Source organism: Ensifer sp., assembly GCF_035999135.1.
Classification (GTDB): Bacteria; Pseudomonadota; Alphaproteobacteria; order Rhizobiales; family Rhizobiaceae; genus Ensifer.
The window spans coordinates 21754-38961 of record NZ_DASYGZ010000180.1 but is presented as its reverse complement, the minus strand read 5'-3'; the positions used below and the strand labels follow the sequence as shown (position 1 = coordinate 38961).

General features: G+C 63.0%; 14 protein-coding genes. 3 read left to right on the top strand and 11 right to left on the bottom strand.

Features of this window, described 5'->3' with window-relative positions:
- Positions 1-8 precede the first annotated feature (8 nt).
- Positions 9-713, top strand: a complete 705-nt coding sequence (locus VGO12_RS23685) for a GntR family transcriptional regulator (protein WP_327515179.1) — start codon at positions 9-11, stop codon at positions 711-713.
- 107 nt (positions 714-820) lie between these two features.
- Here the strand turns inward: VGO12_RS23685 and VGO12_RS23680 are convergent, their stop codons facing one another.
- The 4 genes from VGO12_RS23680 to VGO12_RS23665 form a co-directional block, all read right to left on the bottom strand.
- Entirely contained in the window at positions 821-2218 is a 1398-nt protein-coding gene (locus tag VGO12_RS23680) for an amidohydrolase family protein (protein ID WP_327515178.1), read from the bottom strand.
- Positions 2219-2357: 139 nt separating this feature from the next.
- The gene (locus VGO12_RS23675) at positions 2358-3215 is read right to left on the bottom strand and encodes a LysR family transcriptional regulator (RefSeq protein WP_327515177.1); all 858 of its coding nucleotides are present in this window, start codon (positions 3213-3215) and stop codon (positions 2358-2360) included.
- A 104-nt stretch (positions 3216-3319) separates the two neighbouring features.
- Positions 3320-4291: a 3'-5' exonuclease gene (locus tag VGO12_RS23670; RefSeq protein WP_327515176.1), complete on the bottom strand. Its 972-nt coding sequence runs from the start codon at positions 4289-4291 to the stop codon at positions 3320-3322.
- A gap of 221 nt (positions 4292-4512) precedes the next feature.
- Positions 4513-6561 carry a bifunctional aldolase/short-chain dehydrogenase gene (locus VGO12_RS23665; protein ID WP_327515175.1) on the bottom strand — a complete coding sequence of 683 codons (2049 nt, stop codon included), beginning with the start codon at positions 6559-6561 and terminating at the stop codon, positions 4513-4515.
- Between the two features lie 377 nt (positions 6562-6938).
- Here VGO12_RS23665 and VGO12_RS23660 point away from each other — a divergent pair, with 377 nt between their 5' ends.
- Positions 6939-7928, top strand: coding sequence for a sugar-binding transcriptional regulator (locus VGO12_RS23660; protein WP_327515174.1), 990 nt, complete (start codon positions 6939-6941; stop codon positions 7926-7928).
- A 134-nt stretch (positions 7929-8062) separates the two neighbouring features.
- Here VGO12_RS23660 and VGO12_RS23655 read toward each other — a convergent pair whose 3' ends face one another.
- The 7 genes from VGO12_RS23655 to VGO12_RS23625 form a co-directional block, all read right to left on the bottom strand.
- Positions 8063-9010, bottom strand: coding sequence for a sugar kinase (locus tag VGO12_RS23655; RefSeq protein ID WP_327515173.1), 948 nt, complete (start codon positions 9008-9010; stop codon positions 8063-8065).
- A gap of 77 nt (positions 9011-9087) precedes the next feature.
- Positions 9088-10071, bottom strand: a complete 984-nt coding sequence (locus VGO12_RS23650; RefSeq protein ID WP_327515193.1) for an ABC transporter permease — start codon at positions 10069-10071, stop codon at positions 9088-9090.
- A 50-nt stretch (positions 10072-10121) separates the two neighbouring features.
- Positions 10122-11696: a sugar ABC transporter ATP-binding protein gene (locus tag VGO12_RS23645; protein WP_327515172.1), complete on the bottom strand. Its 1575-nt coding sequence runs from the start codon at positions 11694-11696 to the stop codon at positions 10122-10124.
- Positions 11697-11830: 134 nt separating this feature from the next.
- Positions 11831-12832, bottom strand: coding sequence for a substrate-binding domain-containing protein (locus VGO12_RS23640; protein WP_327515171.1), 1002 nt, complete (start codon positions 12830-12832; stop codon positions 11831-11833).
- A gap of 84 nt (positions 12833-12916) precedes the next feature.
- Positions 12917-13891, bottom strand: coding sequence for an ABC transporter permease (locus tag VGO12_RS23635; RefSeq protein ID WP_327515192.1), 975 nt, complete (start codon positions 13889-13891; stop codon positions 12917-12919).
- Positions 13892-14346: 455 nt separating this feature from the next.
- The gene (locus VGO12_RS23630) at positions 14347-14856 is read right to left on the bottom strand and encodes a gluconokinase (RefSeq protein WP_327515170.1); all 510 of its coding nucleotides are present in this window, start codon (positions 14854-14856) and stop codon (positions 14347-14349) included.
- Positions 14853-16229 (bottom strand): GntP family permease, encoded by a 1377-nt coding sequence (locus VGO12_RS23625; RefSeq protein ID WP_327515169.1) that lies wholly within the window; start codon positions 16227-16229, stop codon positions 14853-14855. The genes VGO12_RS23630 and VGO12_RS23625 overlap by 4 nt, the downstream gene beginning before the upstream one ends.
- A 274-nt stretch (positions 16230-16503) precedes the next feature.
- On the opposite strand from VGO12_RS23625, the gene VGO12_RS23620 reads away from it, so the two are divergent.
- The gene (locus VGO12_RS23620; RefSeq protein ID WP_327515168.1) at positions 16504-17001 is read left to right on the top strand and encodes a BA14K family protein; all 498 of its coding nucleotides are present in this window, start codon (positions 16504-16506) and stop codon (positions 16999-17001) included.
- Positions 17002-17208: the final 207 nt, after the last annotated feature.

Genomic DNA, 17208 nt, shown 5'->3' with positions numbered 1-17208 from the left:
GGAACGGGATGGCGAAGAAAGAGAGCGAAGGGGGCGGCGGCCGCGCACAGGCCGTTCACCGCGTCCTGAAGCGCGCAATCCTCGACCAGGCCCTGTCTCCCGGGTCGAAACTGCCGGAAGATTCGATCGGCGAAAGGCTGGGGGTCAGCCGCACTCTGGTGCGCGAAGCGCTGGTGCGCCTGAGCCAGGAGGGCCTTGTGGAGTTGCGGCCAAACAAGGGCGCGATGGTTGCACGGCCGACGCTCGAAGAAGGGCGCAACCTGTTTCTGACACGCATGGCGCTGGAGCGCCTGGTGGTCGAAACCCTTTCGGGCAAATTGACGTCCGAACAGATCGACGCGCTTTCGGCGCATATTGCCGCCGAGGAAGCAGCAAAGAAGGAGCGCGCGCCTTCGATCCGCCTGGCGGGCGAATTTCACACCCTGCTGGCGCAGATGACCAATAACTCCAGCCTCACGCGTTACGTCAACGAACTGGTCGCCCGCAGCTCGCTGATCCTTGCGCTCTACGGTCGTCCGCATTCTTCGGAGTGCGCCGTGTCGGAACACCAGGAGCTTCTGGACAAACTGGTTTCCGGCAAGACCGAAGAGGCGGCCGCCCTGATGGCGCACCACCTGGATTCGGTCACGACACGCGCGCTGCTGCCGCAGGACGGGGACAAGAACATCAAGGAAGTGCTGGCTGCCTACGCCGTGGCCGAGGGGCTTGCATAGCGGCGACCTCCCCGTTCGCCGATGATCCTACACGTCAGGCCCCGCGGAGCGCGAGGCCTAACAAGCGTCAAGCTATAAGCCGATCTTCAGGCGGAAGCCGGGCCCGATCAGGCCTGATCGACCCCGCCCGACACCAGACGGCCGCGGTGGAAGGTGGCGGACCTTGCCGAGACGCGCGCCACCGCCTCGGCCGAGCAGCTTGCAGCGGCCAGCGTAAACGACGCCGTATCGCCGACCTTTGGCCAGGCGCGATTGCCCTGGTCATCAAGCGGCAGCACGCCGCCGGTGGCGATCGACATCGCCCGCGACAGGCGGAACTCGTCCGATCCGCGGTAAAGCTGGGCGTAAAGATAAGCCTTTTCCAGCATGTCGCCGCTGCCGAAGGGCGACCAGTGATCGATGACGCTGTCGGTGCCGGTCATGACGAAAACGCCCTTCTGGCTCAGTTGCGGCAAGGGCATCGTCAGTCCGATCGGAACCGTCGAGGCGATCGAAATCCCGCTCGCCGCCATCCGCGTGGCCGTCTCGTCCAGTTTCTCCGGCGCAAGCGTGGAAAGCGCGAAGGCGTGGCTGATCGTGACCTTGCCGCGCAGGGCCGCGTTCTTCTCAACGGTATCGATCATGTAGTCGACCGCCGCGACGCCGGCGGGGCTGGTTTCGTGGAGGTGGATGTCCACGCCCTTGCCGGTATCAAGCGCGATCTGGAACATGGCGTCGAGCGACTTTTCCATGGCGGCGTCGACATTGGTGGGATCGAGACCACCGACATATTGCACGCCCATCTGCATGGCTTCACGCATCAGACCGTCGACCTTGGAATGAAGCAGGCCGTGCTGGGGGAACGCGACGATCTCGCACTCGAAATCGTCCCGATGGTTTTCGAGCGCGCGTTGCAGGTGCTCGAGGCTCTTCAGGCCGCTCACCGGATCGATGTTGCAATGACTGCGCGCAACGGTGCTTCCCTTGGACTGCAGCAGGGCGATCAGCCCTTCCGCGCGCTCCTGCGACGTCGGCAGCAGTTGCGGCAGCAGTTTTTCCTCGAGCGCGATCATGTCCATGATGGTCTTGCCCTGGCGCGGACGCGGCGCCTGCCATGGACCGCCGTAGAACGTCTTGTCCAGGTGAATATGCATATCGCGCATCGTCGGCAGCAGCAGCTGGCCGTTTGCCTGATAGCGCGGCAGACCTTCGGGCAGGACAGCCTTTTCAGGATGCAGGGCGACGATGACGCCGTCCTTGATCTCGAGAGTATAGAGTCCCGTACGAGTGGCGACGACGACGTCCTCGTCGTGCTCGAACCCCTCCTCAAGCCGCACGCCGGCAAGGAGATAATGGCGGTCGGCGAGCGAATTGGCCCGCATTGCATCCGCCTTGTCAGCCGTGCCGGCAGAGGCCGCTTGAGCGGATCCGGCAGATAGACCGCCGGCCGCGCAGGCCGTGGCCAGCATGCCCGTATGGCTGAGAAATGCCCTGCGGCTCTGGGATAGCGTGTGTTCCAACATCATTGCCTCATCGTCGATTGGGATGCGCCAATCTAGCGAACGGCACCTCGCGGTGGCAGCGACATTTCCCAATGATGAGCATTGGCATTTCCGATGCAAGCGCGCCCCAGCAGAGACATCTCAAATACAGCATGGTCGAGGCTCATTGCCTCAAGTCACAAAAGGCGATCAGGCGCTCCGCCAGCGCCAGGGTGGCCGGGCCGGCATTGTCCCTGTAAAACAGAGCCAACTCAAAATCGTCGACAGGCGGCAGCTTTTCGGCAGCGCCAAGGACACGGTGGGAAGGCAGCCGGCAGCTGGCGGGCAGCAGGGTGAGGCCTAGACCGGCCGCAGACGCGGCCGCCAACGCGGCAAGGCTGGCGCTGCTGTAGCTGATGCGCCAGCGAATGCCGAGACCGTCGAGCGCATGGCACAGTTCGTCCCGGTAGAGACCGTTGAGCGGAAACACCGCCAGCGGTACCGGGGTCTGCTCGATCGCCGGCCTGACCAGACTGTCCAGCCAAAGCAGCGGCTCGGGCCGTGCTGCGCGCGGTATATGCCTGCGACGCTGCTTGACGAGGACGAGATCGAGCTCTCCTTCAAGATAGGCGGCCTGCAGATCCGCGCTCAAACCACTGGTAACATCCAGTCGCAGATGCGGATGCTGGCCATTAAACGCCGCAAGCAGATCCACTGTCGGTACCGTGAAATCCTCGGGCATCCCCAGCCGAAGCACGCCGTCGCGCCACGGCCCGGCCAGGGCGTCATGCGCCTCCTCGTTGAGCGCGATGATGCGACGGGCATAGCTCAGGAGCTTGACGCCCTCCTCGGTCAATTGCACCTGATGCGACGAGCGCTCGAACAGCGCCTTGCCCAGCATTTCCTCAAGCCGTCGAATCTGCTGGCTGACGGTGGACTGCGAGAGGTTCACCCGCTCGGCCGCGCGCGTGAAGCTGTTGCTTTCGCAGATGGCCACGAAACTCAGCAACAGCTGAGGGCTGAACATGGGATAGCGGTTCATTCTTCCCCTTGATCGCGCTGGCGCAACGGTTCGCGGCCGGGTGTCAGGCATGCATTCAGCGCCCGAACTCGCTGCCCCTGCCAGAACGCGCGCCGCGCCGGCAATCAGGCCTTGAAGCGGTCGAACGCCGTCAGGCGCTTCACCGGCGGGTCAGCATCCTTCCAGCGATAGATCTCCGCGCGCAGGTAGCCCAATTCGTCTTCGGCCGCATCCTCGCCCACTTCGATCCACCACGATTTCGGCCGGCCGTCGCTTCCGTCCGACCAGCGATAGCCCCGTGCCTTGAGGTGATCCTTCATGTCAAAGGGGCTGTTTTCGGCAAATATGCGGACACGGGACTGTTGGCTGGCCTGGTAAAGCTCGGACAGCGGGGGATGCCCATCGTCTTCGTCCGTCAGAGCCAGAACCTCCAGCAGGGCGAAACAGTCATCGACCGCCCGATGCCCGTCGTGGAAGTAGCCCGCCTGGCCGACGAGGTAGCCGAGCTTGGTGCCTTCGAAGCCTCGCCCCGACCAATCGATCTCGGAAACCGAACACGCCCATGCCTTGGCGGAAAAGATCGGCGAAAACGCCTCGCAGAACGGACGATCGAAGCGGGCATTGTGCGCGATGATGAGGTCGGCCGGTTCGATCAGCGCGGCCAGCGCGCTAAGATCAATGGTCTGCCCGGCCACCATGTCATCGGTGATGCCGGTCAACTTCGTGATTTCCGCCGGGACCGAAACGCCCGGCTGCCGCAATCCGCCGTAAACGCCGATAACGTCGCCGACGCCACCGGTCGCATCGAACGTAAAGGCAACGGCGCCGATCTCGATGATCTCGTCCTTGCGGTGACTAAGTCCGGTCGTCTCGGTGTCGAGAATGACGCCCCGCAAGGGGAACCCAGGCCGAGGAGATGTAACGACCGGTCGTGCTTCCAGCTTTTTCAGGATGCGGTAGCGCTCGGTTTCCCGGAGCATGCGCACCATGTCGTCTTCGCTCAAGGCGGGCGCGGACCGCCGCCTGCCTGCCGACAACCCTCCGACGTTCCCGGGGGCAGGCCCGCCTGCAACGAAAAGATCGAACTGCTGCGTCATCCGACTGCTTTCACCGACTCACTGAACGGCCACGCCGTCGGTTCCGCTATAAGCCATTCGGACGCACAAATCAGGCGAAAGACGTCGTCAACCACAAAAGCCTTGCCGCGTCGCGGCAGTATCGCCCGCGAAGCACAACCGCGGGTTCAACCGACTGACCGATGAAGCTTGTGGTGGGCCGCCTCGGCCTCACCGGTCGGATCAGATTTGCGTTCCTGGCCCTAACGCATCATCGCGGCGACGTTGCCGCCGTCGACGGTGAGAACGGCGCCAGTGCTGGTGCGGGCCTTCGCCAGGTGGACAAAAGCTTCCGCGACATCCCTTGCCGCGACCTCGCGGTGCACGAGGTTCCCGCGCATATAGGCCTCCGGCGTGATGCCGCGGGCACGGCTGCGCTCCTCGACCATCTGGTCGGTCATCAGCCCCGTGCGTATGCGGTCTGCGTTGACGGCATTCGACGTGATCCCGTCGCCACCGTGCTCGACCGCGTACTGCCGCATCAGCGCCATCAGTGCCGCTTTCGAGGTCCCGTAAGGGCCGAAGTCGGGACCGGGGTTCACCGCCTGCTTGGAAACGTTGAAGACAAGTGCGCCACCCGTACCTTGTGCCTTCATGATCTTGACCGCCCGGCGCGCGATATAGTGGTGTCCCCAGAAGTTGAGGGCGAAGGCCTTCTCAAACAGCGCGTCAGAGACCTCTGCGATGGCACCCTGGAATGCCGCCCCCGCATTGGAGATGACGATATCGATGCCACCGAAATGCGCCGCGACGTCGCCAAGTGCTGCATCGACCGCCTCGGGGCTGGTCACGTCGCAAACGAGGCCGAAACCGCCGAGGCGCTTGGCTTCCTTCTGCAGTGCTTGTTCGGAAAGGTCGAGCAACGCGATTTCAGCGCCTTCGGCCCTGAGCGCCTCGGCAATTGCCAGCCCCAGCCCGCCGGCGCCGCCGGTGACCACGGCAACCTGGCGGCTCAGCGGCTTCTCCACCTGCTTCGTCAACTTGACCTGCTCGAGCGACCAGTACTCGATGTCGAACAGATCCGCTTCCGACAGCGCCTCGAAACTCTCGATGCCCTCGGCATTGCGGATCACGTTGATCGTCGCCTCGGCAACGTCGGCGCCAACGCGCGCAGCCGTCTTCGTCGGACCGGCTGCAAAGAGCCCGACCCCTGCGACATAGAAGACCCGGGGCATCGGATCGAGCATCGTCTTGTGGCCGCCGACGCGGGCATTGTTGCGTTCGAAATAGGCGCGATACTCGTCGGCGTAGGCTGATATCGCCGCGCGCACGGTCTCGGCCCAGGCGGCGGTTTCGCCCGCCAACGGAGCCGACAGGGCAAGGCCGAAGCGCTTGATATGGATGACGTGTTCCGGCGTGGCGTTTCCGCGCCGGGAAAGGTCGGCGACGTTCTCGGCATTGCAGAATTCAAGCACCGGCTCGCTTGCGCGGTGCTCGAGCACGAAACGCTTCGGGCAGCCCTCGATGCCGGTTTCGATCGCGATCGCGCCGCGCAGGATGGGCGCGATCTCTGCGGCGGTCGCAAGCTCCTTCGGCTGTGCGACGGGCGTGAAGGGACGCGCCCTGCCCTTTGCGATGCGGCGCTCCGCCTTGTCGATCGCCGCAATCATCTTCTCGTAGGATTCGCGCGGATCTTCCGACCAGGTGAAGATGCCGTGTTTCAGGAGGATCATGCCGTCGGCGCCGGGGTCGGCCTTGAAGGCCGCGTCACAGGCCTTGGCGAGATCAAAGCCGGGCATGACGTAGGGCACGATGATGGAATTGGGGAACAGTTCTCGGATGATCTCCTCGCCATGCGGCTGGTTGGTCAGGGACACGATCGCGTTGGCGTGGGTGTGATCGATATGCTTGAACGGCAGGTTCGCGTGCAGAATAGCTTCGACCGAGGGGTTGGGGGCCGTCGGATCAAGCAGCAGCCGGCGCTGCAGCATGACCATGTCGTCGTCACTGAGCGTCTCAAAGCCGACCATCGCCTGAAGTGGGTGGAGCCGGACGGCTGGCAGACCCGCCGGCTCAATCGTTCCCATGTCCCAGCCGCTTCCCTTGACGCAGAGAACCGGAATTTCCGAACCGTCGAGATCGACGAAAGTCGTCTTCACCGAGGTATTGCCGCCACCGTGCAGGACCAGTTCCGGGTCGGACCCAAGAAGCCGCGTCGTGTAGGTTCGGATCGCGAGGTCGCGATTCACGCCGTTCTTCACATAGGTGTCGACGACGCTTGCGTGGTCGGTTTCGGACCATCTCGATTTCATCAAAGGCTCCTCTGCTACCGGTGCCCGGGCATGTTGCGCGACGGATCCGGACTGGAAATTGGACGCGCAGCATCGCCCTCGCCAGACCGCGTGCGGCAGGCAAGGCATGTCGCGCATGTGAAGCTTGGAATCGGCAACCAGCTCCGACCGCGCCAGAACCTGGCCCCGGTCTTCCGTTTGCCTCGGCCTCCCCCGCACGCACATCCGCATTGACGGCGCCACGCGCAAACAGGAATCCGGCCTCGATTGTCCGTAACAACGAGACGAATACAAATGACAACATGCCGTGTCAAATGTCAATCTTGCTTTCGAATTTGTTTGACCGCGAGGGATTTTCCGGTTTGAGGTGGCGCAAACGATATCAGGCGGAGTGACATATGACGGATGGCGGACGGGCAAGCGGGATGATCGGCGAAGGCAAGTCGTTGCCGCCCGAGTTCGATGACGGCGTCGTGTGGGCCGCATGGCTCTACTACGTCGATCAGCTGACCCAGAGCGACATCGCCAAGATCCTCGGCATGTCGCGCGCGACAATCGTCAACTATCTGCAGGAAGCGCGCGAGCGCGGCCTTGTGTCGATCCGCGTCAACACCGACGTCGGCGGGCGTGTCGCCATTGCGCGCAAACTCAAGGAGAGGTTCGGACTTGAAGGGGCGCTTGTCATTCCCGGCAGTGATCCGGCCACACTGGTGACAAGGCTCGGCGAGGCCGGCGCACGCCTTCTCGCCGACATGGTGAAGCAAGGTGACACGATCGGCGTTGCATGGGGGCGCACCGTGCTCGCCGTTGCGGACCAGATCTCCCTGCCGGAGCCGCTCGACGGGCTGACGGTGGTTCAGGTCTCCGGCAGCTCGATCGCCAACCCGGAGTTTTCGCCCGAATTCTGCACCTCGCTGATGTCGCAACGCATCCATGCGCGCTGCGTCAACCTGCTTGCCCCGGCGCTGCTTTCGACACCGGAGCTCAAGCGCTGGCTGCTCGCCGAGCCGGTGCTCGTCAAACAGTTCGAACTCATCCATTCCACCAACGTCCTCGTCTTCGGGGTCGGCGATATCGGGCCGGATACGCTGATCCGCTCCGCCAATGTCGCCAGCCAGGAAGACTTCGACGCCTACCAGGCCGATGGCGCCGTCGCGGTGCTGATCTGCCGTTTCATCGATGAGGCTGGGCGGCAGGTGAAGGGCGAGCTCGACGACCGGATGGTGGGTATCGAGCTCGACGAGCTGGTGCGCATCCCCAGCCGGATCTGCGTCGCCGGTGGCGCCAACAAGATTGCAGCGATCCGCGCCACGATGAATGGCGGCTATGCGACGCATCTCGTCACCGACGTTGCGACAGCCGAATTGCTCCTGGCCGGGCGCCCCTAGATCATTTTCACTGTTTCATCGAAACTGTGAAAATGATCTAACTCTTTGATATCACGCAATTCCGGACGGAAAACCGTTACACACTTTTCCTGGAATTGACTTAGGGCGCTCGGCGTGGCGTCGCGATAGCGGCGTCAATTCGCCTTGATGCGCGCGGTCTTCATAAAGTCGAGCGTGGCCTCGAAGGAGGTGATGCCGGCGTCAGAGCCGAGGCCCGTGGCAACCAGGGCGGCCGACGCCTGGGCGAACCGCAGCCCGGTTTCCGTATCCATGCGGTGGTGCAGACCGGCAATGAAGCCGGCATTGAAGGCATCGCCACAGCCGGTGGTATCGACGACGTCGATTTCGAACGCCGGCAGCTTCAGGCTGTTGCGATCCGGGTCCATGAAATAGACCCCCTCCCCGCCCAGCGTGAACAGGCAGTGCTTTACCCCGAGATCGGAGAAGAAGAGGGCCGCGTCCTCGGCGCTGCGGCGACCGGAGATCAGCAGCGCTTCCTCGACCGACGGCATGAAGTAATCGATATAGGGAAAGAGCGGGCGGATCAGCGACAACGTCTTGTCGCTCACGCCGAGAAGGTCGAACGTGACGGTCTTTCCCTTGCGCTTGGCGGTCTCGAGAAGCACGCGGCTCGGCTCGCCGTCGAGACTGTCGAGCAGGCCGGTGCCGCCGAGGTGAACGATCGGCGCTTCCGTCACGCGATCAAGCGCGTCTGCGGGAATCTCGAAACGGCCGGACGCGCCGCGGACATGAAGCGCCGGACGCTCGCCATTGCGGCGAATGTTGAGGATGGTCGCGGATGTCGGAACACCCCGGATACGCTGCATTTCCGCCGTATCGACACCGAAGCGCTGCAACGTCGAAATGACGAAATCGGCCTTCTCGTCCTCGCCGACGGCGCCGACCGCAAGGCAATTGAGGCCGAGCTTCGCAAGGTCCACGACCGTTCCGCCGGCCGTGCCGGCGACCGTCAGGCGGATTTCGTCGATGAACTCGACATTGCCGCCCTCCGGAATGCGGTCGACGGGACGACCGAGGATATCGAGGATGTAAAGACCGATTACCGATACATCGTGCGTCATGCGTTCAAACCTCTCTCATGAAACTCAAGTACTAGCGACGTCGAAGGAAAGCCCGGCGTGGCGGGCGCGGATCGCCCTCATGATGTCCTGCCGCGCATCGAGAAGATTGCGCCGGCGAGAATGATGAATATGCCGACGATCACCAGCTGCCAGGTGCTGGGGATGCCGACGAGGATGAGGACGTTGCTGACAAGCGTGATGAGAACCACGCCGAGCAATGTGCCGATGACACTGCCTGAGCCGCCGGTGATCCGCGCGCCGCCGAGAACGACGGCCGCGATGATTTCGAGTTCGGCGCCGGCAAGATCGAACGGATTGGCGAGGCGATTGCTGGAGACGTGGATGATGCCAGCAATGCCGGCGAGAAGCCCGGCATAGGCAAAGACGAAAATGCGCACCGTGCGCAGATTGTAGCCGAGCCGTTCGGCCACGTTGGCGTTGCCGCCGACGGCATAGACCGCGCGGCCGATCAGGGTGCGCTCCAGGATCCACCAGGTGACGACAGAGGCGACAGCGAGCACCAGGACGAAGGCCGGCAAGGTCGACGTCGAGCCGTTGGCGCTATGGTGTGTGAAGAGCGCCAGTTTTCCGAACCCGTCCATGGCCGCAGGGATGTTCATGAACAGCGCCGTGCCGACGAAGGTGAGCAGGAAGCTGCGAATAACATATTGCGTGCCGATCGTGACGATCAGCGACGGCGCGCGAAGCGTGTGAACAAGAATGCCGTTCAAGGCGCCGAAACAGGCGCCGCCGGCAGCACCGAGCACGAGGATCGCAAGGATCGGCATGTCGGGCACGACGTTAACGACGAGCATCGTGACGGCATACATGACGAACGCCGCAATCGCCGTGAACGAAACGTCGATGCCGCCGGACGCAAGAACGACGAGGACGCCAAGGGCAAAGAGCCCGCGCACAACAGAGGCACGCAGGATGTCGAACAGGTTCGACATCTGCCAGAAATCGGTGTTGATCGCGCCGACGACGATGGAAACGGCCACGATGAGGATCAGGGTAAACGCCGGCGGATGGCGCAGCAGCCAGGACCAGACGCCGCGCATGCTGCCGGAACCTTCGGCCCGCGGCGTAGTCGTCGGGAGGGTCGTTTCGGTCATTGTAACCTCGCAATGGTCTCGTCGCTCAACGCCCGATAAAGGGCGTCCTCCGCCAGTCCCTCGGCGGTGAAGGTTTTGACGACACGGCCCTTGCGCATCACCATGATGCGGTCGCAGTTCTGCAGCAGCTCGGGCAGGTCGTCGCTGATGATGAGGACACCCATGCCATCGTCCGCGAGCCTTTGAATGATGCGGTAGATCGTCTCCTTGGAGCCGACATCGACGCCGACGGTCGGGCCGTGAAGGATGAGAAGCTTCGGATTGATCGTCAGCCAGCGGCCAATGAGCACACGCTGCTGATTGCCGCCGGAAAGCGATTGCACCGGCTTGTCGACGCCGGCGGAAGCAACCTGGAGATCAGCGACGGTACGCTCGGCAAGGGCGCGGGCGCGGCGTCCGTCGACGACGCCAATCGCGTTGCGCAGCCGATCGAGCACCGGCACCACGATGTTGTCCCTGATCGATTGCGACAGGAACAGGCCCTCCGAAAGGCGGTCCTCGGGCACATAGCCGATGCCCGACGCGATCGCATTCGTCGGTTTTTCGAGCGCGATCGGCTTGCCCTCAAGGCGCACCTGCCCCTGGTCCGCCGGATTGACGCCAGCCAGGGCAAGGGCCAGTTCGTTGCGCCCGGAATCGAGCAGGCCGGTGACACCGACGATCTCGCCCTTGCCGAGCGAAAACGACACGTCAGAAAAGAAGCCCGTGCGCGACAGCCTCTCGACGTCAAGCAGGCCTTCGCGGGCTGTCACCGTGGAACGCTGGCGAGCATCGTCCAGCACCCTGCCGGTCATCCAAAAGGCCAGATCCGCTTTCGAATGGCTTTCGACGGCGCATTCGGCAACCTTCTGGCCGTCGCGCATGATGATCGCGCGGCCGCCGAGCGATTTGCATTCGTCAAGCTTGTGCGTAACGAACAGCACCGCGACACCCTTGGCGCGCAGGCGATCGACGACACCGATGAGATTGTCGACCTCAGGCTTGGTCAGCGCCGTTGTCGGTTCGTCCATGATGACGAGGCGGGCGTCCGAGGCAATCGCGCGGGCGATCGCGATCAGCTGGCGCGTTGCCATCGGCAATTCATCGGTGCGCGTCGACAGGAAGGACCGATCTGCCTTTAGGCCAACTGCTGCAAGCGCGCGCTCGGCCGTCTCCCGCATCTTCGGAATGTCGAGCCGTCGCGCAAGTTTGCCGGAGGACGCCACCAGTTGCTGCGTCAAGCCGATGTTTTCGGCAACCGAGAGATTCGGCAGCAGCGAGAAATCCTGGTACACCGTCTCGATCCCTGCAGCGAGCGCTGCAACGGGCGTTAGTTGTTCGACCGGCTTGCCGTCGATTAGCAGCGCACCGGCGTCAGCAGCCTGAGCGCCTGAGATGATCTTGATCAGCGTGCTCTTACCGCAACCGTTTTCGCCCATCAGGTGGTAGATGTTGCCGGCCTCGATCGAAAGGCTCACGCCTTTCAGCGCACGAACGCCGCCGAAACGCTTCTCGATATCGCGAACCTCAAGAAACGGGACTACAGGCTCGTTCCGCGGAGCCGGCGCGCTGTCAGTGGGCTGAGGTTGCATGGTTTAATCCTGGTGGAACGTGCCAGCAGCGCCCGGCCCCTTTCGGGCACTCGGGGATCGCTGCAGCGCGTTGATTTGCGGCAGATACAGGCCGCCGCGCCGGCAAGCGGCGCGACGATTGTCAGGAAAACCGATCAGAACGGGTACTTGGCGTAGTTCGACTTGTCGACGTCGACCCAGGCTTCGCCGACGACGATGATGCCGTCTCCTGCGCCCTTCTTGACCGACACCTTTTCGTAGCCGGGCACGCCGAGGTTCATGCCGTCCTTGATCTCTTCACCCTTGATGACCATGTCGGCCACCTTGTTCATGACGTAGCCGGCATCCTTCGGATCCCAGAAGCTGATGCCATCCACGGCGCCGGACTCGAGATACGAACCGGTGTCCTTCGGCAGGCCGATACCGAAGACGCAGGTTTTGTCCTGAAGGCCAGCCTCCTCGACGGCACGGCCGATGCCGATGACGTCGATGGCCGACCCGCCCTGGAAGCCCTTGATGTCAGGGTACTTGCGCAGGATCTCGCGCGCCTTCTCATAGGCGCGGTTGGCATCGTTGAAGGATTCGTTCTTTTCCGAGACGAGTTCCATCTCGGGATACTTCTTGGCGTTTTCGGCGCCGCCGTCGGCCCATTGCACATGCGTCAGGCTGCCGAGCGAACCGACGAAGGAGGTCCACTTGCCCGACTTGCCCATGCATTCGGCGATCTTCTCGTTGAAGCGGGCGCCGAACGCCTTGTTCTCAAAGGCTTCGATGTCAACAAGCGTGTTCTTCATGCTGTCGGCCTCGTGGGTCACGACCTTGATGCCGCGCTGGGCGGCGCGCTTCAGCACGCCTTCAAGCGATGCCGCGTCCATCGGTACCACGGCGATGGCGCTGACCTTCTTGGCGACGAGGTCCTCGATCAACCGCGCCTGCTGTGCAGCATCTGCCTTGCCTGGACCGATCTGGCTGGTGGAGACCGTGTCGTTGTCGTTGCCATAGGCGGCGACACCCTCTTCCATGCGCGTGAACCAGTTCTCGCCGGTGACCTTGACGACGGTGACGATGGACGGCTTCTCCTCAGCCGTTGCGACCGCCGCACCGAAGACGGTGCTCAGGGCGACGGTGCAGGCGGCAATCTTACGAAAATCAGGCATAATTCCTCCCATTGCGCCTCCGAAGACAACGAGCTGCCGACGCGCGAAGGCTCGCGCCGGAGCTGCCGGTAATGGTGATAAAGGTCAGTTGCGCGCGGCTCTGAACCAGGCCCTGACGTCGATGCCCGACGTAGCGACGAAAACGAGCAGAAGCACGCCCCAGGCAAGATCGCGGAAGAAGTTGGAAATGTTCATGAAGTTGAAGAGGCTCGAGAGCATCTGCAGCGAGGTCGCAGACAGCACCACGCAAATCACCCGCCCGTAGCCGCCTTCCGGGCGAACGCCGGCCATGACCGCAATCAGGATTGCGATGAGAACGTAGGACGTTCCGTAGTCCCATTTGACGCTCGAGGTGCGCGCAGCAATCACGATGCCGGCGACCGAGGCCAGAAGGCCGCACAGCGTATAGGTTACGAACAGGATCCGCTTTTCGGCGATGCCCGCGTATCGCGCGGCCTTTGCGTTATTGCCGAGCAGCAGCAGCCGGTGGCCAAAGGGGGTGTAGCGCAGCACGATGCCGATCCCGAAGGCGACCGCGAGGAAAAGCGCGAAACACTGGGGAACACTGAGGATCGTGGCATTGCCGAAATCGTCGAGCGGTTCGACATAACCAAGGCTCAGAGCCGAACCGTTTGTGAGCACGACGGCAAGGCCCGTGAAGAGCAATTGCGTGCCGAGCGTGGTGATGATCGGCGTCAGGCCGAGCTGCGCGATCAGAAAGCCGTTCAGCATGCCGCCGACAAGGCCGATCGCAAGCGCTACGCCGACGAAGCTCCATGTAAAGGCCAGCGGCGCATCGTCTGCCGAAATCACGTCGCGCAGCAAGAAGTAGGCCGCGACGCCCGCAAGATTGGCGAGCGCTATGCCGGAGAGATCGATGCCGCCATTGCCGGATATCATCGCGAGCATGACACCGAGTGCGAGGAAACCGAGTTCCGGCACCTGTGATGCCATGGACTGGAAGTTATAGAGCTCGACGAAACTGCCGCCCACAAGTGTGGCGCCCGCCACGATGACGGCGACATTCACGGCGGACAAGAAGCCCAACTGCCGGTCCATCTGAAAAGCCAAGACAAGTCCTCCACCTCGGTATCTGCGCAGGTCGAAGCCGTCATTCGGACCGTTGGTTTCTGCTCCAGTCTCCCTTGGAACAAACCGGCCGAGTGACAATCGCTACCTGCTTCTGACATTTGCCAACGATCAGTGTGTTTTGTCAACAGCGATCTTCAAGTGATGGAAAACAGGTCGCGGCGGCTCATGCCGCGCCTCGCGGCGCGCAGGAAATCGTTGCTTTCGGAAGAACGCATTCAAGGAGGGGGTGGAGCAGTCTCACCGCTGCTAACCGGCGCGGCCATGCTTGGGCCGCGCGCGGGACCGAAAGGGTCGTGCAAAAAGGCGACGGCGTTCGGGCCTTGACGCCAGCGGTCAGCCTCGGTGGCGAAGGAGCGACCAGACCAGCCGGAAGTCAACCCGCGAGAACCAGTTTAGAGTCGCCCCTACGCCAGTTGCTCCGCTCAGTAGCCCAGCGCCGCCAGGGCGCGCTCGACCTGCTCGCTTGGTGACAGCGCCACGTCGACGACCACGCCGTCCTCGTCCCGACCGAGCGGCTCGAGGGCCGCCAGTTGAGAATCGAGCAACGCGGCGGGGAAGAAGTGTCCGGCACGATGCGAAAGCCGGTCGGCAAGCACGGCGCGATCGCCATGCACATGCACGAAGCGCACGCGCGGCGCCCCGCTGCGCAGAATGTCGCGATAGGACCGCTTGAGGGCGGAGCATCCAAGCACGGAAGACCGGCCAGCCGCTTCATCCTTGGCGATCTCGCCCGCAAGGGTCTTCAGCCAGGGAAAGCGGTCGTCGTCGCTGAGCGGGGTGCCCGCCGACATCTTCGCGACGTTCTCAGCGGAATGGAAGCTGTCGCCCTCGATGAAACGCCAGCCGACCCTCTCGGCCAGTAGCTCACCGACCGTCGTCTTGCCGCTCCCGGATACGCCCATCACCACGATATGCTGCAATTGCCCGCTCATAGCAGCCACCATCCCACAAGCGCGAACGCAAAGCCAATCACGCCGAGCAAGGTTTCCATCACGGTCCAGGTCTTCAGCGTCGTCTTTTCGTCCATCTCAAGGAAGCGACCGACAAGCCAGAAGCCGGAATCGTTCACGTGGCTCAGCACCGTTGCACCACAAGCGATGGCGATGACGAGGAAGCAGAGATCGAACGGGCTGAGGCCTGTCGTCGCAGCAACGGTCGGCGCCAGCAGCCCCGCCGTCGTCGTCAGCGCCACTGTGGCGGATCCTTGCGCCACCCGCAGCGCGGTCGAAATAAGAAATGCCGCGACGATCAGCGGCATGCCGATCGCCTCGAGGCTTCCGGCAAGCGCCTGACCGATGCCACTCGCCCTGAGCACGCCGCCGAACATGCCGCCGGCGCCCGTCACCAGGATAATGCCGCAGATCGGGCCAAGTGCGCCGTCCATCAGCTTTTCCATGTCCTTGAGCGTCCTGTGGCCGCTGAGGACAAGCATGCCGACAAGGACGGTGATCAGCAGCGCAACGGGGGTTTGCCCCGCCATGCGCAGGATGTTCACCCACGTCGCACTGCCGTCGATCATCTTCGCGGTTGCAAGCGTCCCGAGGCCCGTGTTGAGGAAGATCAACAGAAGCGGCAGCAACAGCACGAGCATGACGACGCCGAACGATGGCGGCTGCTGGTCGCTTGTCGCCTCACTGGACGATCCGAGAATCGCCGGAACCGGAAGCTCGAAGCGCTTGCCGGCCCATAGGCCATATACGTAGCTGCCGAGATACCACGTCGGCAGGGCGACAACGAGACCGACCAGAACGAGCAGACCGATATCCGCGCCAAGCAGTTCGCTCGCAGCGACCGGGCCCGGGTGCGGCGGAAGGAAGGCATGCATGACCGCAAAGGCGCCGGCCGAAGGCAGCGCATAGAGCAGCACGGAGCCGCCAAAGCGCTTTGCGACGCTGAAGATGATCGGCAGCATGACGACGAGCCCGGCGTCAAAAAAGATCGGAAAACCGAACAGCAGGGACGCGACGCCAAGCGCCAGAGGCGCGCGATCGTGACCAAACTGCCCGATCAGCCGGTCGGCAAGAACCTGCGCTCCCCCCGAGACTTCCAGCATCCGCCCGATCATCGCGCCAAAGCCCACCAGCAGCGCGACCGAAGCAAGCGTCGAGCCGAAACCCTGCAACAGCGTCGGGACGACGTCCTGAAAGGAGATGCCGGTGACCAGCGCCGTCAGCAGGCTGACCAGCACCAGCGCAACGAAGGCATGCAGGCGCAAGCGCAGGATCAGCAACAGAAGAAGCCCAACGGCTGCCGCCGCGATCAGCAGCAGCGTCACGGTCCCGTAAACTGGTTCGCTCGAAGTCATGGATGCCCTTTCGCAATAATCGATCGGTCGCCCATATAGTCTATGGCCTTTGCCGGCAACCCGACTGAATTGGGGGGGGCAAAAGTGCCGCAGTCTCCAACGATCAGCACCCAGCCGCCCAATTCCGCTTCTCGACCCGTGGGCTTGAGGCACCGACGCGTCGGCATCATGGCATCGCTGTCTCGTTCCCCGATGCCGCCACCTTGAAAACGCGGTGCCATGTGAGCACATCCGCGCTATAATCGGTTGCGGGGCAGAAAGAAGGGTGAGGCCGATGAAGAGGCTAGCAATCTTTGCCTTGGCGCTGACGGCGGCGGCTGCGAACGTTCCGCCGGCCATGGCATTCCCTACAAACATCGCGATGGCGGTCGAAACGCCGAAAGCGCAACTGGTCCAATACCGTCACTCCGGCGGTTACCACGGCGGCTACCACCATGGGCATAGCCATGGCGGTGGCGATGATTGGGCGTGGGCGCTTGGCGGGCTCGCCGCCGGCGCAATCATCGGCGGCCTGATTGCGCAACCGCGCTACTATGGCCCAAGCTATTACGATGACGGCTACGACGGCCAGGCGTATTACGGGCAAACATATTACGCTCTACGTTATTACGCCCCGCGCTACTCTGCTCCGCGTTACTATCGCCAGACCTATTACGGCGGCAGCGGGCACACGCGCTGGTGCTATGCGCGCTATCGGTCGTACAGGGCCTATGACAATACGTTCCAGCCCTATTATGGTCCGCGACAGGCGTGCATCTCGCCGTATTACTGAGAGGATGCGCGGCTCGGGACCGTCGAGGCAAGCACGGTCCCCCGGCCCTGCGGTTACGCGCCATCGGCCTGCTCGACCGCAACAGCGCTCGCTTGCACTGTCCAAGGATGCAATCGAAATGTTTTGCATGCCTAATGTACGCAATGGTAGAGTGTGACGACAGCATTTCCCGCCTGAAACGTTCCGCAGACGCCAAGTGTCGTATTC